We start from the raw sequence: 22,054 nt of genomic DNA on the forward strand, positions 1-22,054 counted from the left end.
ATAGTCTGGTAGCTGGTCGCGGGCAGTTTCGGCTGCTCGGGAACCGCTCGAGCATGATCAGTGGATGTTCATCAGAGACAAGGACCGCACACCGTTATGACTAGCCGCATCGAGCTCGCTCGCGTCGATCTGCGCGGACGTACTCCCACTGCTGCCGAACTGCGCGCGGCGCTGCCGCGCGGGGGCGTCGACGTGGACTCGGTGCTGCATCACGTGCGGCCGGTCGTGGAGGCCGTCCGCGACCGGGGCGTCGAGGCCGCGCAGGAGTTCAGCCGCAAATTCGACGGCGTCGCCCCCGCCACCGTGCGGGTCCCCGCCGCCGAACTCGACCGGGCCCTGGCCGAGCTGGACCCGGCCGTGCGGACCGCCCTCGAGGTCGCCATCGACCGCACCCGCACGGTGCACGCCGACCAGCGCCGCACCGACAAGACCACCGAGGTGGTGCCCGGCGGCACCGTCACCGAACGCTGGCTGCCGGTCGAGCGGGTCGGGCTGTACGTGCCCGGCGGCAACGCCGTCTACCCCTCCAGCGTGGTCATGAACGTGGTGCCCGCCCAGACCGCGGGCGTGGATTCGCTGGTGGTGGCCTCCCCGCCGCAGGCGCAGTTCGGCGGTCTGCCGCACCCGACGATCCTCGCCGCGGCGAAACTGCTGGGCGTACAGGAGGTCTGGGCGGTCGGCGGCGCGCAGGCGGTGGCCCTGCTGTCCTACGGCGGCGCCGATACCGATGGCGCGCAACTGGAACCGGTCGACATGATCACCGGCCCGGGCAACATCTACGTCACCGCCGCCAAGCGGCTGTGCCGCGGCCTGGTCGGCATCGACGCCGAGGCCGGTCCCACCGAGATCGCGATCCTGGCCGACGCCACCGCCGACGCCGCGCACGTGGCCGCCGACCTCATCTCCCAGGCCGAACACGACGTGCTCGCCGCGAGCGTGCTGGTCACCGACAGCGTCGAGCTGGCCGATGCCGTGGACGCCGCGCTCACCGCGCAGCTGGCCGTGGTCAAGCACCACGATCGCGTCGCGGAAGCGCTGTCCGGCAAGCAGTCCGGCACCGTCCTGGTCGACGACATCGATCAGGGTCTGCGCGTGGTGAACGCGTACGCCGCCGAACACCTCGAGATCCAGACCGCCGACGCCTCCGCCGTGGCCGCCCGGGTGCGCAGCGCCGGTGCGGTTTTCGTGGGCGCCTGGTCCCCGGTCAGCCTGGGCGACTACTGCGCGGGTTCGAACCACGTGCTGCCCACCGCCGGATGTGCCCGGCACTCTTCGGGTTTGAGCGTGCAGACCTTCCTGCGCGGCATTCACGTCGTCGACTACTCCGAGGCGGCGCTGAAGGACGTGGCCGCGCACGTGGTCGCGCTGGCCAACGCCGAGGATCTGCCCGCGCACGGCCAGGCCGTGCAGGTGCGCTTCGGAGCACTGTCGTGAGCGCCGCGACCGTGCCCGGCTCCTCGATCTCGCTCGCCGATCTGCCGCTGCGCGAGAACTTGCGCGGCAAGAGCCCGTACGGCGCACCGCAATTGACGGTGCCGGTACAGCTCAACACCAACGAGAACCCGCACCCGCCGAGCCGGGCCCTGGTCGACGACGTCGCCGAATCGGTGCGCGCGGCCGCGGCCGACCTGCACCGCTACCCGGACCGGGACGCGGTGTTCCTGCGCGCCGAGCTGGCCGCCTACCTGCGCAGGCAGACCGGTGTGGCCGTCGACGTGTCGAACGTGTGGGCCGCCAACGGCTCCAACGAGATCCTGCAGCAGCTGCTGCAGGCGTTCGGCGGACCCGGCCGCAGCGCACTGGGTTTCGTGCCGTCCTACTCCATGCACCCGATCATCTCCGAGAGCATCGACACCGAGTGGCTCGAGGCCAAGCGCAACGGGGATTTCTCCCTCGATGTCGACTACGCCGTGGCCGTCATCGCCGAGCGCCGCCCCGACGTGGTGTTCGTGACCAGCCCCAACAACCCGACCGGGCACAGCATTCCGGTCGCGGAGCTGGAGCGGATCCTGGACGCCGCCCCCGGCATCGTGGTGGTGGACGAGGCCTACGGCGAGTTCTCGGCCGCGCCGAGCGCACTGGCGCTCATCGACCGCTTCCCCGCCAAACTGGTTGTGTCGCGGACGATGTCGAAGGCGTTCGCCTTCGCCGGCGGCCGCCTCGGCTACCTGGTCGGCGCGCCCGCCATCATCGACGCCATGCTGCTGGTCCGCCTGCCGTACCACCTGTCGGTGGTCACCCAGGCCGCCGCGCGCGCGGCCCTGCGGCACGCGGACGAAACCCTCGCCAGCGTCGCCGAACTCGCCGCCCAGCGCGATCGCGTCGCGGCGGCCCTGCGCGGCATGGGCTACGACGTCATTCCCTCGGACGCCAACTTCCTGCTGTACGGCCACTTCACCGACGCCGCCGCCACCTGGCAGCGCTACCTCGACGAGGGCGTCCTCATTCGCGACGTCGGCATCCCGGGTTACCTGCGCGCCACCATCGGGCTGGCCGCGGAGAACGACGAATTGCTGCGCGTGAGCGAGAAATTGGCCGCCACCGAGCTGGTCCGGCGATGACCGAATCCACACCGATCAGGGAAGCGAGCATGAACCGAATCGCGCGGGTGGAACGCACCACCCGGGAGTCCAGCATCGTTGTCGAACTGAACCTCGACGGCACCGGCAAGACCGACATCTCCACCGGCGTCCCGTTCTACGACCACATGCTCACCGCGTTCGGTCAGCACGGCAGTTTCGATCTGACCGTCGCGGCCAAGGGCGACATCGAGATCGAGGCGCACCACACCGTCGAGGACACCGCCATCGTGCTGGGCCAGGCGCTGGCGCAGGCGCTGGGCGACAAGAAGGGCATCCGCCGGTTCGGCGATTCGTTCATTCCCATGGACGAGACGCTCGCCCAGGCCATCGTCGATGTCTCCGGCCGCCCGTACTGCGTGCACGTGGGGGAGCCGGAACACCTGCTGCACACCATCATTCCGTCGGCGGGGCCCGGCGCGTCGTACTCCACGGTGCTGAACCGGCACGTCTTCGAGTCCATCGCGCTCAACGCCCGCATCGCCCTGCACGTGCGGGTGCTGTACGGCCGCGACCAGCACCACATCACCGAGGCCGAATTCAAGGCTGTCGCACGGGCGTTGCGCGCGGCCGTGGAACTCGATCCGCGCGTGAGCGGCATCCCGTCCACCAAGGGAACGCTATGAGCAAGAAGATCGCACTGCTGGACTACGGCTCCGGCAACCTGCACTCGGCCGAACGCGCGCTGGTGCGCGCCGGCGCGGACGTCACCGTCACCGCCGATCACGAGATCGCCCTGAACGCGGACGGTCTCGTGGTGCCCGGCGTCGGTGCGTTCGAGGCGTGCATGTCGGGCCTGCTCGGGGTGCGCGGTGAGCGGATCATCGGCTCCCGCCTCGCGGGCGGCCGCCCGGTGCTCGGCATCTGCGTGGGCATGCAGATCCTGTTCGAGCGCGGCGTCGAGTTCGGCGTCGAGACCGAGGGCTGCGGCGAGTGGCCGGGCACCGTCGAGCGCCTGGACGCGCCGGTACTGCCGCACATGGGGTGGAACACGGTGAAGGCCCCCGCCGACAGCGTGCTGTTCGCGGGCATGGACGCCGACACCCGCTTCTACTTCGTGCACTCCTACGCCGCGCAGACCTGGGGCTGGAACGAGGGCGACAGCGGCCTGCCCCCGGCCAAGCTGACCTGGGCCGAGCACGGTGTGCCGTTCCTGGCCGCGGTGGAGAACGGCCCGCTCAGCGCGACCCAGTTCCACCCGGAGAAATCCGGCGACGCGGGCGCGCACCTGCTGCGCAACTGGGTGCTGTCACTCTGAACCGGTCAACCCGAAACCCTCGCCGCCGGCGGGGGTTTCGGCGTTTGCGGGCGGCGCCCGGATCGAGCGCGCTGACCGAGCCCCGGCGGCGCTCGGACCGCGCGCGGGAGTGCCCCGCGCAAACGGCCCGCCGGGGATTATGTTGCTCGCATGGACATCGTGCGCGAGGGCCCTTCCGGGCGGTTGCGGGCACTGCCGACCCGCCTGATCGACCAGGTGGCCGTCGTCGCCAATCGCGCCACCGACCGGGCCCTGGAGCCCACCGGATCCCGGCGCCACCACTACGCCCTGCTCGCCACCCTCGACGAGTCCGGCCCGGGCAGCCAGGCCGAACTGGGCCGGCGCACCCGCATCGACCGCAGTGACGTCGTCGCGGCCGTCAACGACCTGGCCGACCGCGGCTTCGCCCACCGGACCCCCGACCCCGCCGACCGCCGCCGCAAGATCGTCAGCCTGACCGCGGCCGGGGCGGCCCATCTGGCGGACCTCGACACCCGCCTGGAGTTCGCCCAGGACGAACTCCTGCCGGGCTTCTCGATCGCCGATCGCGCGAGTTTCGTCCTGCTGCTCAACCGCATACTCGAGCAGCACGCCCGCTGACGGTCACGCGGCCGCCTGCCGGGTCGCCCGGTGGCCCGCATCCGCGGCGGCGCGCCGTATCCCGGCGGCCGTGTCCGGCCGGCTCGGAAGCGGAACCGACTCGATTCCGGCGAAAGCCCCGGCAGCGGGGGTGAGTTCGGTAGCCACTAGGATGCTTGCGTGAGTCTTGTGCTGCTACCTGCCGTCGATGTCGCCAATGGTGAGGCCGTGCGCCTGGTTCAGGGAGAGGCGGGCAGCGAAACCAGTTACGGTTCGCCGCGCGACGCCGCCCTGGCCTGGCAGAACCACGGCGCCGAATGGGTCCATCTGGTGGATCTGGACGCGGCCTTCGGCAAGGGTTCCAACCGCGATCTGCTGGCCGGGGTGATCGGCGAACTCGACGTGAAGGTGGAGCTCTCCGGCGGCATCCGCGACGACGAATCGCTGAAGGCGGCCCTGGCCACCGGTTGCGCGCGCGTGAACCTCGGCACCGCGGCCATCGAGGATCCGGAGTGGTGCCGCCGCGCCATCGGCGAGTACGGCGACAAGATCGCGGTCGGCATGGACGTCAAGCTGATCGACGGTGACTACCGGCTGCGCGGGCGCGGCTGGGTCACCGACGGCGGCGACCTGTGGGAGGTGCTCGAGCGCCTCGAACGCGACGGCTGCTCGCGCTACGTGGTCACCGACGTCAGCAAGGACGGCACCCTGACCGGTCCCAACCTGGATCTGCTGCTGCAGGTGGCCAACGCCACCGATGCCCCGGTCATCGCCTCGGGCGGCGTCTCCACCCTCGACGACCTGCGCGCCATCGCGACCCTGGTCGACGACGGCGTGGAGGGCGCGATCGTCGGAAAGGCCCTGTACGCGGGCCGTTTCACCCTGCCCGAAGCCCTCGCGGCGGTGCGCTGAGCCGATGGCCGCCGCGCTGCGCCCGAAGGACGCCGACCTCGCCGATCTGCTCGCCGTCGCCGGTGCCGCCCTCGATGGGGTGGCGTCGCGTTTCGTGGAAGGGGTCGGCGCGCCCAGCGCGGTCCAGAAGGGCCGCGGTGACTTCGCGACCGAACTCGATCTCGAGCTCGAGCGCACGCTCTCGGCCCAGCTGACCGAGCGCACCGGATTCCCGGTGCACGGTGAGGAATTCGGCGGCCCCGAACTCACCTCCGGCACCGCCTGGGTGCTCGATCCCATCGACGGCACCTTCAATTACTCGGCGGGACACCCGCTTTCGGGCATGCTGCTGGCCCTGGTCCGCGACGGCGAACCGGTCATCGGCCTGACCTGGCTGCCCGGTCTCGGTCAGCGCTACGCGGCGGCGGCCGGCGGCCCGGTGTTCCTGAACGGCCAGCCGCTGCCGCCCCTGGAGCGCGCCAAGCTGTCCGACGCCATGATCGGCTTCGGCGCGTTCAACATCGATGGCGCGGGCCGGATTCCGGGCATCTTCCGGTTCAACCTGCTGGGCGCGCTGAGCCGGTTGTCCGGCCGCGTGCGCATGCACGGCTCCACCGGAATCGACCTGGCGTACACCGCGTCCGGGGTGCTGGGCGGAGCCGTGGTCTTCGGCCACCATCCGTGGGACAACGCCGCGGGCGTGGCCCTGGTGCGCGCGGCGGGCGGCGTCGTCACCGATCTGCGGGGCCGCGACTGGACCATCGAATCCGGTTCGGTGCTGGCGGCGGCGCCCGGCGTGCACGAGGAACTATTGGACATGATCGACGACACCGTGCGGGAAACCGTGAGCGGCGCAAGCGAATCCCCGGCCGATCCGGCCGTCGCGGACTCGCGGGAGAGGCAGCAGCAATGACGTTGGCAGTGCGTGTGATTCCGTGCCTGGACGTGGACGCCGGCCGGGTGGTCAAGGGCGTGAACTTCGAGAACCTGCGCGACGCGGGCGATCCCGTCGAACTCGCGGCCACCTACGACGCCCAGGGCGCGGACGAGCTCACCTTCCTCGACGTCACCGCCTCCACCGGCGACCGCGGCACCATGATCGACGTGGTCACCCGCACCGCCGAGCAGATCTTCATCCCGCTCACCGTCGGCGGCGGCGTCCGCACGGTCGAGGACGTCGACCGCCTGCTGCGCGCGGGCGCGGACAAGGTCTCGGTGAACACCGCCGCGATCGCCCGCCCCGAGGTGCTGCGCGAGATGTCCCAGCGCTTCGGCTCGCAGTGCATCGTGCTGTCGGTCGACGCCCGCACCGTGCCCGCCGATCAGCCGCCGACCCCGTCGGGCTGGGAGGTCACCACGCACGGCGGCAAACGCGGCACCGGTATCGACGCCGTCGAATGGGCAACGCGCGGAGCCGAACTCGGCGTCGGGGAGATCCTGCTCAACTCCATGGACGCCGACGGCACCAAGGCGGGCTTCGACCTCACCATGATCCGCGCCGTCCGCGCCGCGGTCTCGGTTCCGGTCATCGCCTCCGGCGGCGCGGGCAAGGTCGAGGACTTCGCGCCCGCCGTGCAGTCCGGGGCCGACGCCGTGCTGGCCGCGAGCGTCTTCCACTTCGGCGACCTCACCATCGGCCAGGTCAAGGACGCCATGCGCACCGAGGGGATCGTGGTCCGATGAGCCTGGATCCCGCGATCGCCGCCCGCCTCAAGCGCAACGCCGAGGGGTTGTTCGCCGCCGTGGCGCAGGAGCGTGCCACCGGCGACGTGCTCATGATGGCCTGGATGGACGACGAGGCCCTGGCCCGCACGCTGGAAACCCGTCGGGGAACGTACTATTCGCGGTCGCGGCAGCAGTACTGGGTCAAGGGCGAGACCTCCGGCCACACCCAGTACGTGCACGAGGTGCGCCTGGATTGTGATGGGGACACCGTGCTGCTGATCGTCGATCAGCAGGGCGCGGCCTGCCACACCGGAACCCACACGTGTTTCGATACCGATGTGTTGCTGGCCCGCCCGGAAGCGGCGCCGGGGGAGTAGTTCCGGGGTCCGGGATCAATGGCTCGGGGGCCGGCCGGAACGGCCGATTCCGCGAGCCATTCCTTTATCGAGCTGCTGCACCATGGCTTCGCTGAGTTCGAGCAACTCTTTGGTCTGTTCTTTGTCCAGACCGTCGAACACCAGCCCGCGCACGCATTCCAGATAGCCGGGCGCCGCCTCGGTGACTTTCTCGAAGCCCGCGTCGGTCAGGACGGCCTGCGCGCCACGCCGTCCGGGAATGGTCACGCGCTCGGCCCAGCCGAGCCGTTCGAGTTTGGAAATCACGTGCGAGAGGCGTGATAGCGATGCGTTTGCCTTTTGCGCAAGGTCGCTCAGTTGCAACCGATGGCCCGGTTCTTCGGAGAGCAGAGTCATCACGAAGTATTCGAAATGGGTAATCCCGGACTCGCGTTGGAGCTGAGTGTCCAGGGCGGCCGGAAGCCGGGTCATCAGCGCTATGACGCTGCGCCACGCTCGCTGTTCCATGGGATTCAACCACTTCGTCACCGTGCCAGCCCTCTCGTAGCAGCCAAGTGACATGTAGCGCTGGTCAGTCCGGCGGACGGTGGAGCATCAACAGCGAGTCACCCGCAGATCAGAGTTTGCCACGATTTCGCTCACCAGTCACGGTGTTGGTGAATGACGTGACATCGATCACGCGTGTCGCCGGGGAAAATCAGTACGCGCCGGATTCCGGGGTATTAGGCGTCGTGGTGGTCGAAACGCTCTGCTTTTCCTGAGCGGCACGCTGCTTCGCGGCGCGATTCTTCCGAAATCGCCTGCGCAGCACAAGAAATGCCACCACCAGGAACACGATCGCGGCGCCGATCGCACCCGCCAGGGCGGCCCCGCGAAATCCGGGCGCGTCCACGTCGAGAATGCGCTCGCCGGCGTGTGCGGCATTGGAGTTGCCCAAAACGATAGTTAGCGTCATCAAATTAGGGATGGCCGTCGCGAGCGCGAGAACGGCGGCGGCGCCCGCAATAAACGGACCGCCCCGTTTCCGCCACGTGGTGCCCGCCAATAACAGCAGGAAAAGCGGCAGGGCCGTGCATACCGCGCCCATGAGCAGGCCCGACCAGATGCCCTTGGCGAAACTCCCGCTCACGCTCTCGGCGATGCGCTGGGCCCACCAGCGCGGAATGAACGCCGCCAGAATCAGATACGACACCCACAGCACCAGGGCCGAGACCACCACCGCGATGATCCGGTTGCGCCACGTGCGGAACGAGGATCCCTTGCTCTCGGCGGGCAGCTCCTGGCCGGTGGTAGTCATAGCGTCAGCGTATGCCCGCCGGTGCGGCGTGTCCCGCAGCGCCACTCCGGTGTGCGCGGGCCGTTCGAGCCCGGATCGCCGCGCGCCGTGTCGCGGCGAGTCCGGGCGGGTGGTTCAGGCGCGTTCGCGCAGGAACGTCAGCGCGTCGTCCGCGTGCACGTTGGCGCGCAGTTCGCTGCTGATCACCTTGGCGACGGTGCGATCCGGATCGATGACGAAGGTGGTGCGCTTGACCGGAACCAGCGCCCCGAGCAGACCGCGCTTGACGCCGAACTCGGCGGCGACCTTCGCGCCCGGATCGGACAGGATCGGGTAGCCCAGCGACTGCCGCTCGGCGAAGCCGGACTGCACCTCCACCGAATCGGAGCTGATCCCGACGCAGGACGCGCCCAGATTCTTGAATTCGGCTGCGAGGTCCCGGAAGTGGCACGCCTCGGCGGTGCACACCGGGGTGTTGGCTGCGGGGTAGAAGAACAGCACGACCGGTCCGTTCGCGAGGAGCGCGTCGAGGGTCTGGAGCGTGCCGGACTGATCGGGAAGTTCGAAGTTCGGAGCGAGCTGGCCTGCCTTCATGGGCAGGAGATTACGGGATTCGCCGGAAATGCGAATCGGCCCGCGTACGGACCGGTCTCACCTGATCCGTGCACGGGCCGAACCCGAATGGGAAAAACTGTCGGCGAACCGCCGAAAACCGGCAGACCGGGCCGCGCGAGCGGGACACCGGTGCACGCCCTCGGCTATACGCCGATGAGCGCGGCGACCTCCGGGTTCTTGATCTCCATGACATCGAGGATGCCGTGCGCCCGCAGGAAGGGCTTGAGCTCGCGAATCCGATCGGTGTGCTCGGCGTACTCGTCCGGGAAGCTGCGGGGATCCAGCGATTCCAGGGCCTTGACGTACGTCACGAACGAGGCGATCGCGCTGTACTTGCCGCCGCCGTTGTTCATGTTCATCATGCGCGGAACCTGGCCGGGCATCGAGCCCTGACCGGGGGCTGCGTGCCGGGGACCCTCCGGAGCGACCGGTTGCGAGGGGTACATCTGTGTTGAACTCCTCTCGATGGGATATCGCATGGCGCTCTCTCCCGATATCCGAGGAGCAGATTGCCGCGAGGTTGGTGATGACCGCACGGAGTATTCGCGGCCGCCCCCGGCCCGGCTGTGTCTCGGTTGTGTCTCGGACTTCACGCCGCCGGGCAACCCGGGCGCGAACCCGATGCGGGGCGCGCCGGTGAAATCGGTGCCTGGAATGATGGGCTCATGTCCGGCGTGTCGAATAGCACCACTTCCCGTGAACAGTTCCGCCTGCTCGCCGCCGATCATCGGGTCGTCCCGGTGATCCGAAAGGTGTTGGCGGACTCGGAGACTCCGCTCTCGGCCTACCGCAAACTGGCGGCGGACCGGGCGGGCACCTTCCTGCTGGAGTCTGCGGAGAACGGGCGATCCTGGTCGCGATGGTCGTTCATCGGCGCGGGGAGCCCGACCGCGCTGAGCGTGGTGGACGGGGAAGCGGCCTGGCTGGGGCAGACGCCCGCCGACGCGCCCGCCGGCGGCGATCCGCTGCTGGCCCTGCGCGAAACCCTGCGGCTGCTGCAGACCGAGCGCGTGCCCGGGCTGCCCCCGCTGACCGGCGGCATGGTCGGCTACCTGGGCTACGACGCGGTGCGCCGCATGGAACGCCTGCCCGAGCTCGCCACCGACGACCTGCGGCTGCCCGAGATGGTGCTGCTGCTGGCCACCGATCTGGCCGCCTTCGACCACCACGAGGGCGCGATCACCCTCATCGCCAACGCCGTGAACTGGAACGGCACCGACGAGCACGTCGACCAGGCGTACGACGACGCGGTGGCCCGGCTCGACCGCATGACCGCCGACCTGGCCGCGCCCGCGGACTCCACCGTCTCGGTCTTCGACAGCCCCGAGCCGAACTTCCGCCGCCAGCGCACGTCCGCGGAGTTCGGCGCCGGCGTGCGCCGCCTGATCAAGGAGATCGAGGCGGGCGAGGCGTTCCAGGTCGTGCTGTCCCAGCGCTTCGAGATGGACTACGGCGGCACCGCGATCGACCTCTACCGCATGCTGCGCGCCTCGAACCCGAGCCCGTACATGTACCTCATGCACATCCCGGACGGCTCGGGCGACACCGCCTTCTCCATCGTCGGGTCGAGCCCCGAATCGCTGGTGACGGTCAAGGACGGGGTGGCGACGACCCATCCCATCGCGGGCACGCGCTGGCGCGGCCGCACCGAGGAGGACGACCTGCTCCTCGAGAAGGATCTGCTCGCGGACGAGAAGGAGAACGCCGAGCACCTCATGCTCGTCGATCTGGGCCGCAACGATCTGGGCCGGGTCTGCGAGCCGGGCACCGTGCGCGTCACCGAGTACCGGCACATCGAGCGCTACAGCCACGTCATGCACCTGGTCTCCACCGTCTCGGGCCGCCTGGCCCCGGGGAAGGCGGCCCTGGACGCGGTCAACGCCTGCTTCCCGGCGGGCACCCTCTCGGGCGCGCCCAAGGTGCGCGCGATGGAACTGATCGAGGAACTCGAGCCCACGCGCCGGGGCATCTACGGCGGCGTGGTCGGCTACCTCGATTTCGCCGGTGACGCCGACACCGCGATCTGCATCCGGACCGCGCTGCTCAAGGACGGCACGGCCTACGTGCAGGCGGGCGCGGGCGTGGTCGCGGACTCCGATCCGGACTACGAGGACGTCGAGTCCCGGAACAAGGCGATGGCGGTGCTCAAGGCGATCGCCGCGGCCGAGACCGTGCGTGCCTATCGCCCGGACGAGGCCGCGCGATGACCGGCGCGGAGCAGCCGGGAACGCCCGCGTCGGAGCCGGCGGGAACGCCCGGGTCCGAGCAGCCGCCGGCGGACTCCGCGCCCGCCGGTGAGTCTTCGGAAACCCCAGCGGCGCAGGTGGATTCGGCTCGGCCCGACGATGAGGCGGCCGCCGCCCCGGCGCGCCCCGCGCCACCGCGCGGCCGGCCGATCGGCGCGGTCGTGCTGCTCGCGCTTGCCGCGATCCTGCTGTGGGCGTCCTCCCGGATGACCTGGGTGTCGCTCGAGGTCACCAGCGAGCTCGGCGAACCGCGCACCATCGACCTCGACGGCGGCACCTGGTTCGGCGCCCTCACGCCCCTGGCGCTGGTGCTCGTCGCCACCATCGCGGCGGTGTTCGCCGCGCGCGGCTGGGTGCGCCGGGTCCTGGGCGCGGTGGTGGCCGTGCTGGCCGCCGTGGCGGCGGTGCCCGCCTACGCGGTGATCCAGGGCGAGGGCCGCACCGCCGAGCGGGCGGCCCAGCTGGCGGGCCTGCGGGACTGGGAGCACGCCGGATCGGTGCAGACCGGCACCCTGCCCGCGGTGCTGACCCTGCTCGGGGCGGTGGCCGCCTTCGCTGCCGGGGTGCTGCTCGCGCGCATGCCCGCGGAGTCCGCGCAGCTCTCCGGCAAGTACGATAATCCGGTCTTCCGCAAGTCCGAGGCGGCCGAACGCGTCGCCGAGCACCAGGCCGGAACACGGGCCGCGGAATCCACGTCACAGGAACCCGCCGACGCCACCCTGTCGGGCCGCGTGCTGTGGGACGCCCTGGACGCGGGCACCGATCCCACCGACGACGACGGCAATACCGCTGCCGCGCACCGGGATCCGGGCGCCGCCGGTGACGGTCACAAACCGCGCTGAGCAGGAAGCTCGACCACCGTCGGCCTTCGTTCCAGACCCGCCGTCAGCGGCGGGAACATAGCCATTTACTCTTTATCAGCATCGGTGAGACAGCGCCTGGGGGGATTCTCAGGCAGCAAGTGGCGTCTCCCCAGAAAGGATTCGAGCCAGATGACGGTACTCGACTCGATTCTCGACGGGGTCCGCGCGGATGTGGCCGCTCGGGAAGCCCTGCTGGACTTCCAGGCGGTCAAGAAGGCCGCGGCCGCGGCGAAGTCCCCGCGCGACGCCAAGGCGGCGCTGCACGAGGACGGCATCGGCGTCGTCGCCGAGGTCAAGCGGGCTTCTCCGTCCAAGGGCGCACTGGCCAATATCCCGGACCCGGCCGTGCTGGCCCGCGCGTACGAGGACGGCGGTGCGCGCATCATCAGCGTGCTGACCGAACAGCGTCGTTTCAACGGCTCGCTGGCCGATCTCGACGCGGTGCGCGCGGCCGTGGACATCCCGGTCCTGCGCAAGGATTTCATCGTGGGCCCGTACCAGATTCACGAGGCCCGCGCGCACGGCGCGGACGTGATTCTGCTGATCGTGGCGGCGCTGTCGCAGGACGTGCTGTCCGCGCTGATCGACCGCACCGAATCGCTCGGCATGACCGCGCTGGTGGAGGTGCACACCGAGGAAGAGGCCGATCGCGCCCTCGAGGCCGGCGCCACGGTGATCGGTGTGAACGCCCGCAATCTCAAGACCCTCGAGGTGGACCGGGATGTGTTCGCGCGCATCGCCCCCGGCCTGCCCAGTGACGTGATCCGCATCGCCGAATCCGGTATCCGCGGCACCGCCGATCTGCTGGCCTACGCCGGTGCGGGCGCGGACGCCGTGCTCGTCGGCGAGGGCCTGGTCACCAGCGGCGATCCGCGCGCGGCCGTGGCCGAACTGGTCACCGCCGGAACCCATCCTTCGTGCCCGAAACCGGTTCGCCGGGGACGGTGAAAGAGCCGATGACGCAAATCGACGATCCGGGTAACGACACGCTCGTGCGGCCCAAGGCCAGTGACGGTGTCGCGCACAAGAGCAACCACGAGCCCGACGCGGGCGGTCATTTCGGCGTGTACGGCGGCCGGCATGTGCCCGAGGCGCTCATGGCCGTGATCGAAGAGGTGACCGCCGAGTACGACAAGGTGCGGATCGACCCGAACTTCCTGAACGAGCTGGACCGGTTGCAGCGCGACTACACCGGGCGGCCCTCGCCGGTGTTCGAGTGCGCCAACCTCGCGCAGCACGCGGGCGGGGCCCGAATCGTGCTCAAGCGGGAAGACCTGAACCACACCGGATCTCACAAGATCAACAATGTGCTGGGGCAGGCGCTGCTGGCCAAGCGCATGGGCAAGACCCGCGTCATCGCCGAGACCGGAGCGGGCCAGCACGGCGTCGCCACCGCCACCGCCTGCGCGCTGCTCGGCCTGGAATGCGTCATCTACATGGGCGCGGTCGACACCGCCCGCCAGGCGCTGAACGTGGCCCGCATGCGGCTGCTCGGCGCCGAAGTCGTCAGTGTGACAACGGGTTCGCAGACCCTCAAGGACGCCATCAACGAGGCGCTGCGCGACTGGGTCACCAATGCCGACCGCACCTACTACTGCTTCGGCACCGCCGCGGGCCCGCACCCGTTCCCGCTCATGGTGCGCGACTTCCAGCGCATCGTCGGCATGGAGGCGCGCCAGCAGATCCAGGCGCTCACCGGCCGCCTGCCCGACGCGGTAACCGCCTGCGTCGGTGGCGGTTCCAACGCCATCGGCATCTTCCATCCCTTCATCGACGACGCGGGCGTACGCCTGATCGGTTACGAGGCGGCCGGCGACGGCGTCGAAACCGGCAGGCACGCGGCCACTTTCGCCGGTGGACGGCCCGGCGCCTTCCAGGGCGCCTACTCGTACCTGCTGCAGGACGAGGACGGCCAGACCATCGAATCGCATTCCATCTCCGCGGGTTTGGACTACCCGGGCGTCGGCCCGGAGCACGCCCACCTCAAGGACATCGGCCGCGCCGAGTACGAGCCGGTCACCGATGCCGAGGCGATGGACGCGCTCCTGCTGCTGAGCCGCACCGAGGGCATCATCCCGGCCATCGAGTCGGCGCACGCGGTGGCGGGTTCGCTGCGGCTGGGTAAGCAGCTCGGCCCCGGCGCGATCATCCTGGTGAACCTGTCCGGCCGCGGTGACAAGGACATGGACACCGCCGCCCGCTGGTTCGGGCTCTTCGACGACAACCTCTCCGAAGACCCAGCCGAGAATGCCGCGCAGGAGAACGCCCAGTGAGCCAGCAGTCCCGTCTCGCCAACACCTTCGCCGCCTGCCGCGAGGAGAATCGCGCGGCGCTGATCGGCTATCTGCCGGCCGGGTACCCGGATCTGCAGGGCTCCATCGACACCTGCGTCGCGATGGTCGAATCCGGTTGCGACATCATCGAAGTCGGCGTCGCCTACTCCGATCCGGTGATGGACGGCCCGACCATCCAGGTCGCCGCCGAGCAGGCGCTGCGCGGCGGTGTGCGGGTGCGCGACGTGTTCAAGGTCGTGCAGGCCATCAGTGACGCCGGCGGCAAGGCCGTGGTCATGGCGTACTGGAACCCGGTGCTGCAGTACGGCGTCGATTCGTTCGCGCGCGATCTCGCCGGTGCGGGCGGGTGCGGGCTGATCACCCCGAACCTGATCCCGGAAGAGGCCGACGACTGGTTCATCGCCTCCTCGACCTACAACCTGGATCGCATCTTCCTGGTCGCCCCGTCCTCCACCGAGGAGCGGCTGGTCAAGACCCTCGAGGCGTCGCGCGGCTTCATCTACGCGGCCTCCACCATGGGCGTCACCGGCGCCCGCGACGCGGTCTCGGACATGGCGCCCGCGCTGTGCGCCCGGGTGCGCGCGCACTCCGACATTCCGATCGGCGTCGGCCTGGGTGTGCGCAACGGCGCGCAGGCCGCGGAGATCGCCGCCTACGCGGACGGCGTCATCGTCGGCTCGGCGCTGGTCAGCGCCGCGGGCGAGAGCCTGGCCGCGGTGCGGACGCTGACCGAGGAGCTGGCGCTGGGCGTTCGCTCGGCATCGGCCGTCTCCTCCTAGTTACGAAGCGAGAACGGCGGGGCGCGTATCGAACTCGGTACGCGCCCTGCTCCGTAGCACCACGCATGGCTGTGCTGGCGCGGATTCGGCGCTCGATGACGGGGTGGGACAAGACCACCGTGCTGATGGTTCTCGCCCGGGTCGCGGCGATCGCGGTGATCTTCGCGGTCGGGCGGTTCGCCGTGCCGGTGCTCTGGTGGGGCGAGACGGTGCGCATCCCCGTGCTGATCCTGATCACCCTCGGCGTCTTCGGAATCATGAACATGATCTCCGACCTCGGTCGCCGTCGCCGCGCGGAAGCCACCGGACCCGCCGAGTAGCCGAGGCGATCGCTGTGTTCCGCCGGATGTCGGCGGCGCGTTACCCGGGGCAGCGGGTTGTTCGGTCGGTTCCAGTACGGTGGGCGCGTGACCATACGAGCCCTGGCCGACCGACTTCCGGCCTCCGACGTGCTGGCCTACATCCCCAGTCCGCCCCGCGGCGTCTGGGATATCGGTGGATTCCCACTGCGCGCGTACGCCCTGTGCATCATCATCGGCATCATCGCCGCCATCTGGTGGGGTGAGAAGCGGTGGCAGCAGCGCGGCGGGCAGCAGGGCATGGTGCTGGACGTGGCCATGTTCGCGGTGCCGTTCGGCCTCATCGGCGGCCGGCTCTATCACGTGGCCACCGACTGGCAGAAGTACTTCGGCGAGAACGGCCATCCGATCGACGCCCTCAAGATCTGGGAGGGTGGTCTCGGCATCTGGGGCGCGGTGCTGCTGGGCGGTGTCGGCGCCTGGATCGGCTGCCGCATCTACCGGATTCCGTTGCCCGCCTTCGCCGATGCCGTGGCGCCCGGCGTGCTGCTGGCCCAGGCCATCGGCAGACTCGGGAACTACTTCAACCAGGAGCTCTACGGTCGCGAGACCACGGTGCCCTGGGGTCTCGAGATCTACGAGCGCTTCGACGGCATCGTCCCGGACATGATGAACGGCACCTCGAGCGGCGTGGTCATCAAGGTCGTGCAGCCCACCTTCCTGTACGAGATGGTGTGGAATCTGCTGGGCGTGGCGGTGCTGATCTACGTGGATCGCAAGTTCAAGATCGGGCACGGCCGCCTGTTCGCGCTGTACGTGGCCATCTACTGCTTCGGCAGGTTCTTCGTGGAGCTGCTGCGCGACGACGAGGCCACCCATATCGCGGGCATTCGCATCAACACCTTCACCTCGGTGATCGTATTCGCCGGCGCCGTGGCCTATTTCGTGCTCGCGACCAAGGGCCGCGAGACCGCGGATCAGATGCGCGCCGAGGTCATCCGGCCCTGGCCGTGGCAGTTCGAGAAGCTGCGGGCGTACGGTGCGGGCTCGGCGGCGGCCGTGGTTCCCGGCGCGAGCGCCGCGGGCGACAGCCCGGCCGGCGACAGTGCCGAGGACTCGGCCGACTCCGCCGATGACAAGGACGCGGCGAAGCCGGACACACCGGCGAACCTGTCCAAGTCGACGAGCGATTCCGCGAAGCTGACCAAGAAGAGCGACGAATCCGCTGCCGACGGCAACGATTCGGCGACCGAGCGCGATAATTCCTCCGAATCCGGTAGCTCCACACCGGCGGTCGAGGGAGAGGCGGCGAAATCGGCCGACTCAGGCAAGAATGACTCCTGACCATCGGGTAGTGGAAGCTGCACGGGGGTTCAGCCAGGGGGCGCAGTGCCCGTGATTCAGGAGGATTGTCAGTGACCGACCCATTCGCCAAGCAGCCGGACCAGGGCCCGCAGTACGGCGCGCCCGGCACCGGTCCGCAGTACGGCCAGCAGCCTCAGCCCGATTACGGCCAGCAGCAGCCGGGCTACGGACAGCAGCCCGCGTACGGCCAGCCGCAGTACGGTCAGCAGCCGGGTTACGGTGCGCCGCAGCCGGGTTACGGCCAGCCCGCCCCCTACGGTCAGCCGTACGGCGCCGATCCGGAGGCCCCCTACGGCCGCGACGTGTACGGCGTGCCGTACTCGGACAAGTCCAAGCTCGTCGCCGGTCTGCTGCAGCTGCTCATCGGCACGCTGGGCATCGGCCGGTTCTACCTGGGCTACACCACCATCGGTGTGCTGCAGCTGATCACCTGCGGTGGCTTCGGCGTCTGGGCGCTCATCGACGGCGTTCTCATCCTCACCGGCAAGGTGCCGGACCCGCAGGGTCGTCCGCTCAAGGATTGACCGCGCGCCGCTCCGGGGCCGGGCACGTGCCCCGGAGCGTCACCACTCCGCCGTTAAACTCAGCGCGACGGTTACTGTCCCGGTCGGTCGGTTTCGGGCGTACCCTGTGTCGGTTGTCGGTCGGTTGTAGGTTCGAGGAGAGGTTGTCCACCCGTGCGCCGTAAGCTGTTCGCCGCCGTGCTAGCCATTGCCGCCACCGCCGCGCTCACCGCGTGCGGCAGCGGCGACGACCCGAACGTGCTGAAGATCGGCACCGAGGGCACCTACTCCCCGTTCAGCTATCAGGACGGCGGCACGCTCACCGGCTACGACATCGAGGTGGCCGAGGCGGTGGCCGGCAAGCTCGGCCGCACGGTCGAATTCGTCCAGGCGCCGTGGGATTCGCTGTTCGCGGGCCTCGAGTCCAAGCGTTTCGACCTGGTCGCCAATCAGGTGACGGTCAATCCCGAACGCACCGCGAAGTATTCGCTGTCCGAGCCGTACACCGTCTCCGACGGTGTGGTCGTCACCAAGAACGACAACACCGCGATCAGCGGCCTGGCGAGCCTGCCGGGCAAGACCTGCGCGCAGTCGGTGACCAGCAACTGGAACAAGGTCGCCGAGGGCGCGGGCTGCAAGGTCGAGGGCGTGCCCGGTTTCGTCGAGGCCATCACCCTGCTCAAGCAGGGCCGCGTGGACGCCACCGTCAACGACAATCTCGCCTACAACGAGTACGTCAAGACCAAGAACGACACGAGCGTCAAGATCGCGGGCAAGACCGGGGAGACCACCCGGCAGGCGTTCGCCGCCCGCAAGGACGACCAGGCGCTGACCGACCGGATCAACACCGCGCTCGCCGAACTGCGCGCCGACGGCACCCTGGCGAAGATCTCGGACAAGTACTTCGGCGTGGACGTGAGCAAGTAGGACCCGGGCGAATCGGGCGGATTACGCGACGATGGACGACTCCACCTGGGAGCTCATTCGGGCGAACCTGTGGCCGATGCTCGAGGCCACCGTCACCAAGACGCTGCCGCTGACCGCGATCAGCTTTGTGGTCGGCCTGGTGCTCGCGCTGTTCGTGGCGCTGGCGCGAATGTCGAAGATCTGGCCGGTGTCCGCCGCGGCCCGCTTCTACATCTCGATCATTCGCGGCACGCCGCTGCTGGTGCAGCTGTTCATCGTCTTCTACGCGCTGCCGCAATTGAACGTGGTGATCGATCCGTTCCCCGCGGCGGTCATCGCGTTCAGTCTCAACGTGGCCGGCTACGCGGCGGAAGTCATTCGCGCGTCGATACTTTCGGTCGCGGACGGGCAGTGGGAGGCGTCCTACGCGGTGGGCATGTCCTACTCGCAGGCGCTGCGCCTGATCATCCTGCCGCAGGCCTCGCGCATCGCGGTGCCGCCGCTGTCGAACACCCTCATCTCCCTGGTCAAGGACACCTCGCTCGCGTCGACCATCCTGGTCACCGAACTGTTGCGCACGGCGCAGCTGGCCGCCGCGCCCAGTTTCGACTTCTTCGCGCTGTACGGCGTCGCCGCGGTCTATTACTGGGTGATCTGCCTGATCCTGGGCTTCGGGCAATCCGGGCTGGAGACGCGACTGGCCCGTCACGTGGCGCGCTGACCCGCGATTAGCTGATCCGCCACGTGTCGCGCGGGAAAACACCGTGTGCCCGTTCAGCGGGACAAATCTCTCAGGACTAGGGTTGTCCCCGTGATGCGACGAACGAAGATTGTGTGCACACTCGGGCCCGCTGTGTCCTCCGAGGACCGGATTCGTGAACTCGTCGAGAGCGGTATGGACGTGGCGCGGCTGAACTTCAGCCATGGCGAACACTCCGACCACGCCGAGAACTACAAGAAGGTACGAGCGGCCAGCGATCTGCTCGGACGCGCGGTCGGCATCCTGGCCGATCTGCAGGGTCCGAAGATCCGGCTGGGCCGGTTCATCGAGGGTAAGACCGTCTGGGCGACGGGTGAGGAAGTCCGCATTACCGTCGACGAGATCGACGGTACCCACGACCGTGTTTCGACCACCTACAAGCAGCTCGCGCTCGATGCCAAGGCCGGGGACCGGCTGCTCGTCGACGACGGCAAGGTCGGCCTGACGGTCGAGCGCGTCGACGGCAACGACGTGGTGTGCCGGGTGACCGAGGGCGGCCCGGTTTCCAACAACAAGGGCGTGTCCCTGCCGGGTATGGACGTCTCGGTTCCGGCGTTGTCCGAGAAGGACATCGAGGATCTCGAGTTCGCGCTGAACCTCGGCGTGGACTTCATCGCGCTGTCCTTCGTGCGCTCGCCGTCGGACGTCGAGCTCGTGCACGAGATCATGGACCGCGTCGGCCGCCGGGTCCCGGTGATCGGCAAGCTCGAAAAGCCCGAGGCCATCGACAATTTGGAGGCCATCGTGCTGGCCTTCGACGCGGTCATGGTGGCGCGCGGCGACCTCGGCGTCGAACTGCCGCTCGAGCAGGTGCCGCTGGTGCAGAAGCGCGCGATCCAGATGGCGCGCGAGAACGCCAAGCCGGTCATCGTGGCCACCCAGATGCTGGAATCGATGATCACCAACTCGCGCCCGACCCGCGCCGAGGCCAGCGACGTGGCCAACGCGGTGCTCGACGGCGCGGACGCGGTCATGCTCTCGGGCGAGACCTCGGTCGGCGACTACCCGATCGAGACCGTGCGCACCATGGCCCGCATCGTGCACGCGGTGGAGAGCGAATCGTCCACCCGGGTGCCGCCGCTGACCCACGTGCCGCGCACCAAGCGCGGCGTCATCTCCTACGCCGCCCGCGACATCGGCGAGCGGCTCAACGCCAAGGCGCTGGTCGCGTTCACCCAGTCCGGTGACACCGTGCGCCGCCTCGCGCGCCTGCACACCCCGCTGCCGCTGCTGGCCTTCACCCCGAACGCGGTGATTCGTTCGCAACTGGCCTTGACGTGGGGTACGGAAACGTTCATCGTTCCTCCGGTGGGTTCGACCGACGAGATGATCCACCAGGTCGACAACGCGCTGTTGTCGATCGGTCGCTACAAGAAGGGCGATCTGGTGGTCATCGTGGCGGGATCGCCGCCGGGCACGGTCGGCTCCACCAACATGATTCACGTGCACCGTATCGGCGAGGAGGACCACTAGGTGAGTGCGTCGCTAGGCGAAACCGTGGACGGGGCAGCGGATTCGGTGAATCCCGGCCCCCCGTCCGACGATCTGCGGGGGCTGCTGGAGGTGCTCGATCTCGAGGAGCACGGGCCCGACATCTTCATCGGAAAGCATCCGGAGAAGACGTGGAGCCGGACCTTCGGCGGCCAGCTGGTCGCGCAGGCGATGATCGCCGCGGGCCGCACCGTGGGTCCGGGTCGCCCGGTGCACGCGGTCAACGCGCATTTCGTGCGCGGTGGCGACACCAAGAAGCCGATCGAATACCAGGTCGATCGCCATCGCGACGGGCGCGCGTTCGCCAATCGCACGGTGACGGCCTACCAGGACGGGCAGGAACTGTTCGTCATGCTGGCCGCCTTCCAGGACTGGGGTAAGGGTCTCGAGCACGGCACGCCGCTGCCCGACGTGGCCGATCCAGAGGGCCTGCCCCGGGTGGAGGAGTCCTTCTCCGGCCTGGAAGACAAGCTCGAGATGTTCGTCAACGCACCGCATCCCATCGACATGCGGTACACGAACGATCCGGCGTGGATCCTCAAGGGCACCGGCGAGAAGCTCAACCACAATCGGGTGTGGATGCGGACCGACGGCGCGTTGCCCGACGATCCGATGATTCACGTTGCGGCGCTGGCGTATTCGTCGGACACCACGGTGCTGGACTCGATCATCACCACGCACGGGCTGTCCTGGGGGCTGGATCGCATCCTGGCGGCGACGGTGAACCACTCCATCTGGTTCCATCGCCCGTTCCGATTCGACGAGTGGGCGCTGTACGCCACCGAGTCGCCGGTCGCGGCGGGCTCGCGCGGGCTGGCGCGCGGGCACTTCTATTCGCGCAGCGGCGATCTGCTCGCGACCACGGTGCAGGAAGGCGTGATCCGGCACTTCCCCAAGCGCTGAGCCGACACCGAATTCAGGCCGTACCCGCGAAGGGTGCGGCCTGATTCGCGTTCAGATGAGTTCGCGGTTCTCCGCGAGCTCGAAGTTCTCGCGTTGCAGCGCGTGCGCGATGTAGGGGATCGGCTCCTCGGCGGACAGCTCGAAGACCAGCCGCTGCTCCAGGCGCGCGATGCCGGCCTTGGTGAGCTGACGCGCCTCGCCGACCAGGCTCAGCGCGATCTCGTAGGTGCGGCGGTCACCCGGCTCGGTGTCGGGGTGGTCGAGTCGCCATTGGGTTTCCAGAACCGTATGGGTGGGGTCGTCACACTCCACGGGGAGGGTGAAACGCCACGCGAAGATGTCGCGATCGTCCACGTACTCGTCCACGACGCGGCACACCGTTTCGGTGACGCGGTGGAGGGTCTGCGGTGTCACGAAAACATGGAG

The 22,054-nt window shown here is 69.2% G+C and carries 26 protein-coding genes; 21 read left to right on the forward strand and 5 right to left on the reverse strand.

The features are described 5' to 3' along the window. Positions 1 to 96: 96 nt before the first annotated feature. From hisD to hisI, 9 genes are all read left to right on the forward strand, one after another. Complete coding sequence (gene hisD, locus ACWIGI_RS19205; protein ID WP_454203756.1) at positions 97 to 1,434, forward strand: histidinol dehydrogenase; 1,338 nt, start codon at positions 97 to 99, stop codon at positions 1,432 to 1,434. Next, entirely contained in the window at positions 1,431 to 2,561 is a 1,131-nt protein-coding gene (locus ACWIGI_RS19210) for a histidinol-phosphate transaminase (protein WP_454203757.1), read from the forward strand. The genes hisD and ACWIGI_RS19210 overlap by 4 nt, the downstream gene beginning before the upstream one ends. Before the next feature lie 29 nt (positions 2,562 to 2,590). Further along, on the forward strand, positions 2,591 to 3,205 hold the full coding sequence (gene hisB, locus ACWIGI_RS19215) for an imidazoleglycerol-phosphate dehydratase HisB (protein ID WP_454203758.1): 615 nt from the start codon (positions 2,591 to 2,593) through the stop codon (positions 3,203 to 3,205). Continuing rightward, positions 3,202 to 3,837: an imidazole glycerol phosphate synthase subunit HisH gene (gene hisH, locus ACWIGI_RS19220; protein ID WP_454203759.1), complete on the forward strand. Its 636-nt coding sequence runs from the start codon at positions 3,202 to 3,204 to the stop codon at positions 3,835 to 3,837. The genes hisB and hisH overlap by 4 nt, the downstream gene beginning before the upstream one ends. A gap of 150 nt (positions 3,838 to 3,987) precedes the next feature. Further along, complete coding sequence (locus ACWIGI_RS19225; protein WP_454203760.1) at positions 3,988 to 4,437, forward strand: MarR family winged helix-turn-helix transcriptional regulator; 450 nt, start codon at positions 3,988 to 3,990, stop codon at positions 4,435 to 4,437. 159 nt (positions 4,438 to 4,596) lie between these two features. Further along, the gene (priA, locus tag ACWIGI_RS19230; protein WP_454203761.1) at positions 4,597 to 5,328 is read left to right on the forward strand and encodes a bifunctional 1-(5-phosphoribosyl)-5-((5-phosphoribosylamino)methylideneamino)imidazole-4-carboxamide isomerase/phosphoribosylanthranilate isomerase PriA; all 732 of its coding nucleotides are present in this window, start codon (positions 4,597 to 4,599) and stop codon (positions 5,326 to 5,328) included. 4 nt (positions 5,329 to 5,332) lie between these two features. After that, on the forward strand, positions 5,333 to 6,220 hold the full coding sequence (locus tag ACWIGI_RS19235) for an inositol monophosphatase family protein (protein WP_454203762.1): 888 nt from the start codon (positions 5,333 to 5,335) through the stop codon (positions 6,218 to 6,220). Then, a complete protein-coding gene (gene hisF / locus ACWIGI_RS19240) occupies positions 6,217 to 6,990 on the forward strand; it encodes an imidazole glycerol phosphate synthase subunit HisF (RefSeq protein ID WP_354991591.1) in 774 nt (257 codons plus the stop codon). The genes ACWIGI_RS19235 and hisF overlap by 4 nt, the downstream gene beginning before the upstream one ends. After that, positions 6,987 to 7,349: a phosphoribosyl-AMP cyclohydrolase gene (gene hisI, locus ACWIGI_RS19245; protein ID WP_454203763.1), complete on the forward strand. Its 363-nt coding sequence runs from the start codon at positions 6,987 to 6,989 to the stop codon at positions 7,347 to 7,349. Before hisF ends, hisI begins: the two co-directional genes overlap by 4 nt. Positions 7,350 to 7,364: 15 nt before the next feature. On the opposite strand, the gene ACWIGI_RS19250 is transcribed toward hisI, so the two are convergent. The 4 genes from ACWIGI_RS19250 to ACWIGI_RS19265 form a co-directional block, all read right to left on the reverse strand. Then, the gene (locus ACWIGI_RS19250; protein ID WP_454203764.1) at positions 7,365 to 7,889 is read right to left on the reverse strand and encodes a MarR family winged helix-turn-helix transcriptional regulator; all 525 of its coding nucleotides are present in this window, start codon (positions 7,887 to 7,889) and stop codon (positions 7,365 to 7,367) included. Positions 7,890 to 8,025: 136 nt separating this feature from the next. Further along, positions 8,026 to 8,625, reverse strand: a complete 600-nt coding sequence (locus ACWIGI_RS19255; protein ID WP_454203765.1) for a permease — start codon at positions 8,623 to 8,625, stop codon at positions 8,026 to 8,028. 114 nt (positions 8,626 to 8,739) lie between these two features. Continuing rightward, a complete protein-coding gene (locus ACWIGI_RS19260; protein ID WP_454203766.1) occupies positions 8,740 to 9,198 on the reverse strand; it encodes a peroxiredoxin in 459 nt (152 codons plus the stop codon). Between the two features lie 164 nt (positions 9,199 to 9,362). Then, positions 9,363 to 9,665: a hypothetical protein gene (locus tag ACWIGI_RS19265; protein WP_454203767.1), complete on the reverse strand. Its 303-nt coding sequence runs from the start codon at positions 9,663 to 9,665 to the stop codon at positions 9,363 to 9,365. A 219-nt stretch (positions 9,666 to 9,884) separates the two neighbouring features. Between ACWIGI_RS19265 and ACWIGI_RS19270 the strand changes: the two genes are divergently transcribed. From ACWIGI_RS19270 to ACWIGI_RS19325, 12 genes are all read left to right on the forward strand, one after another. Further along, on the forward strand, positions 9,885 to 11,426 hold the full coding sequence (locus ACWIGI_RS19270) for an anthranilate synthase component I (RefSeq protein ID WP_454203768.1): 1,542 nt from the start codon (positions 9,885 to 9,887) through the stop codon (positions 11,424 to 11,426). Then, complete coding sequence (locus tag ACWIGI_RS19275) at positions 11,423 to 12,307, forward strand: TIGR02234 family membrane protein (RefSeq protein WP_454203769.1); 885 nt, start codon at positions 11,423 to 11,425, stop codon at positions 12,305 to 12,307. Before ACWIGI_RS19270 ends, ACWIGI_RS19275 begins: the two co-directional genes overlap by 4 nt. A 150-nt stretch (positions 12,308 to 12,457) precedes the next feature. Beyond that, the gene (trpC, locus tag ACWIGI_RS19280) at positions 12,458 to 13,276 is read left to right on the forward strand and encodes an indole-3-glycerol phosphate synthase TrpC (RefSeq protein WP_454203770.1); all 819 of its coding nucleotides are present in this window, start codon (positions 12,458 to 12,460) and stop codon (positions 13,274 to 13,276) included. An 8-nt stretch (positions 13,277 to 13,284) separates the two neighbouring features. Continuing rightward, positions 13,285 to 14,601: a tryptophan synthase subunit beta gene (trpB, locus tag ACWIGI_RS19285; RefSeq protein WP_454203771.1), complete on the forward strand. Its 1,317-nt coding sequence runs from the start codon at positions 13,285 to 13,287 to the stop codon at positions 14,599 to 14,601. Continuing rightward, positions 14,598 to 15,401: a tryptophan synthase subunit alpha gene (gene trpA / locus ACWIGI_RS19290; protein ID WP_454203772.1), complete on the forward strand. Its 804-nt coding sequence runs from the start codon at positions 14,598 to 14,600 to the stop codon at positions 15,399 to 15,401. Before trpB ends, trpA begins: the two co-directional genes overlap by 4 nt. Before the next feature lie 65 nt (positions 15,402 to 15,466). Continuing rightward, positions 15,467 to 15,721 carry a hypothetical protein gene (locus ACWIGI_RS19295; RefSeq protein WP_454203773.1) on the forward strand — a complete coding sequence of 85 codons (255 nt, stop codon included), beginning with the start codon at positions 15,467 to 15,469 and terminating at the stop codon, positions 15,719 to 15,721. 87 nt (positions 15,722 to 15,808) lie between these two features. Next, entirely contained in the window at positions 15,809 to 17,044 is a 1,236-nt protein-coding gene (gene lgt / locus ACWIGI_RS19300; protein WP_454203774.1) for a prolipoprotein diacylglyceryl transferase, read from the forward strand. A gap of 71 nt (positions 17,045 to 17,115) precedes the next feature. Next, the gene (locus ACWIGI_RS19305; protein ID WP_454203775.1) at positions 17,116 to 17,589 is read left to right on the forward strand and encodes an NINE protein; all 474 of its coding nucleotides are present in this window, start codon (positions 17,116 to 17,118) and stop codon (positions 17,587 to 17,589) included. Positions 17,590 to 17,742: 153 nt separating this feature from the next. Then, a complete protein-coding gene (locus ACWIGI_RS19310; protein WP_454203776.1) occupies positions 17,743 to 18,495 on the forward strand; it encodes a transporter substrate-binding domain-containing protein in 753 nt (250 codons plus the stop codon). 31 nt (positions 18,496 to 18,526) lie between these two features. After that, entirely contained in the window at positions 18,527 to 19,195 is a 669-nt protein-coding gene (locus ACWIGI_RS19315) for an amino acid ABC transporter permease (RefSeq protein ID WP_454203777.1), read from the forward strand. Between the two features lie 90 nt (positions 19,196 to 19,285). Further along, positions 19,286 to 20,707 carry a pyruvate kinase gene (gene pyk / locus ACWIGI_RS19320; protein ID WP_454203778.1) on the forward strand — a complete coding sequence of 474 codons (1,422 nt, stop codon included), beginning with the start codon at positions 19,286 to 19,288 and terminating at the stop codon, positions 20,705 to 20,707. Positions 20,708 to 20,752: 45 nt separating this feature from the next. Next, positions 20,753 to 21,628 (forward strand): acyl-CoA thioesterase, encoded by an 876-nt coding sequence (locus tag ACWIGI_RS19325; protein WP_454203905.1) that lies wholly within the window; start codon positions 20,753 to 20,755, stop codon positions 21,626 to 21,628. A 51-nt stretch (positions 21,629 to 21,679) separates the two neighbouring features. On the opposite strand, the gene ACWIGI_RS19330 is transcribed toward ACWIGI_RS19325, so the two are convergent. Next, positions 21,680 to 22,042: a hypothetical protein gene (locus ACWIGI_RS19330; protein ID WP_454203779.1), complete on the reverse strand. Its 363-nt coding sequence runs from the start codon at positions 22,040 to 22,042 to the stop codon at positions 21,680 to 21,682. Positions 22,043 to 22,054 lie beyond the last annotated feature (12 nt).

The sequence above is a fragment of the Nocardia sp. NPDC055321 genome (assembly GCF_053645575.1).

Excerpts from the sequence above, each read along its gene's own strand:
- trpC (WP_454203770.1), top strand. The coding sequence starts at position 12,458 with ATGACGGTACTCGACTCGATTCTCGACGGGGTCCGCGCGGATGTGGCC.
- ACWIGI_RS19250 (WP_454203764.1), bottom strand. The coding sequence starts at position 7,889 with ATGTCACTTGGCTGCTACGAGAGGGCTGGCACGGTGACGAAGTGGTTG.
- ACWIGI_RS19255 (WP_454203765.1), bottom strand. The coding sequence starts at position 8,625 with ATGACTACCACCGGCCAGGAGCTGCCCGCCGAGAGCAAGGGATCCTCG.
- trpB (WP_454203771.1), top strand. The coding sequence starts at position 13,285 with ATGACGCAAATCGACGATCCGGGTAACGACACGCTCGTGCGGCCCAAG.
- ACWIGI_RS19270 (WP_454203768.1), top strand. The coding sequence starts at position 9,885 with ATGTCCGGCGTGTCGAATAGCACCACTTCCCGTGAACAGTTCCGCCTG.
- hisB (WP_454203758.1), top strand. The coding sequence starts at position 2,591 with ATGAACCGAATCGCGCGGGTGGAACGCACCACCCGGGAGTCCAGCATC.
- ACWIGI_RS19275 (WP_454203769.1), top strand. The coding sequence starts at position 11,423 with ATGACCGGCGCGGAGCAGCCGGGAACGCCCGCGTCGGAGCCGGCGGGA.
- ACWIGI_RS19225 (WP_454203760.1), top strand. The coding sequence starts at position 3,988 with ATGGACATCGTGCGCGAGGGCCCTTCCGGGCGGTTGCGGGCACTGCCG.
- hisD (WP_454203756.1), top strand. The coding sequence starts at position 97 with ATGACTAGCCGCATCGAGCTCGCTCGCGTCGATCTGCGCGGACGTACT.
- ACWIGI_RS19235 (WP_454203762.1), top strand. The coding sequence starts at position 5,333 with ATGGCCGCCGCGCTGCGCCCGAAGGACGCCGACCTCGCCGATCTGCTC.
- hisI (WP_454203763.1), top strand. The coding sequence starts at position 6,987 with ATGAGCCTGGATCCCGCGATCGCCGCCCGCCTCAAGCGCAACGCCGAG.
- ACWIGI_RS19260 (WP_454203766.1), bottom strand. The coding sequence starts at position 9,198 with ATGAAGGCAGGCCAGCTCGCTCCGAACTTCGAACTTCCCGATCAGTCC.
- ACWIGI_RS19265 (WP_454203767.1), bottom strand. The coding sequence starts at position 9,665 with ATGTACCCCTCGCAACCGGTCGCTCCGGAGGGTCCCCGGCACGCAGCC.
- hisF (WP_354991591.1), top strand. The coding sequence starts at position 6,217 with ATGACGTTGGCAGTGCGTGTGATTCCGTGCCTGGACGTGGACGCCGGC.
- ACWIGI_RS19295 (WP_454203773.1), top strand. The coding sequence starts at position 15,467 with ATGGCTGTGCTGGCGCGGATTCGGCGCTCGATGACGGGGTGGGACAAG.
- hisH (WP_454203759.1), top strand. The coding sequence starts at position 3,202 with ATGAGCAAGAAGATCGCACTGCTGGACTACGGCTCCGGCAACCTGCAC.
- ACWIGI_RS19315 (WP_454203777.1), top strand. The coding sequence starts at position 18,527 with ATGGACGACTCCACCTGGGAGCTCATTCGGGCGAACCTGTGGCCGATG.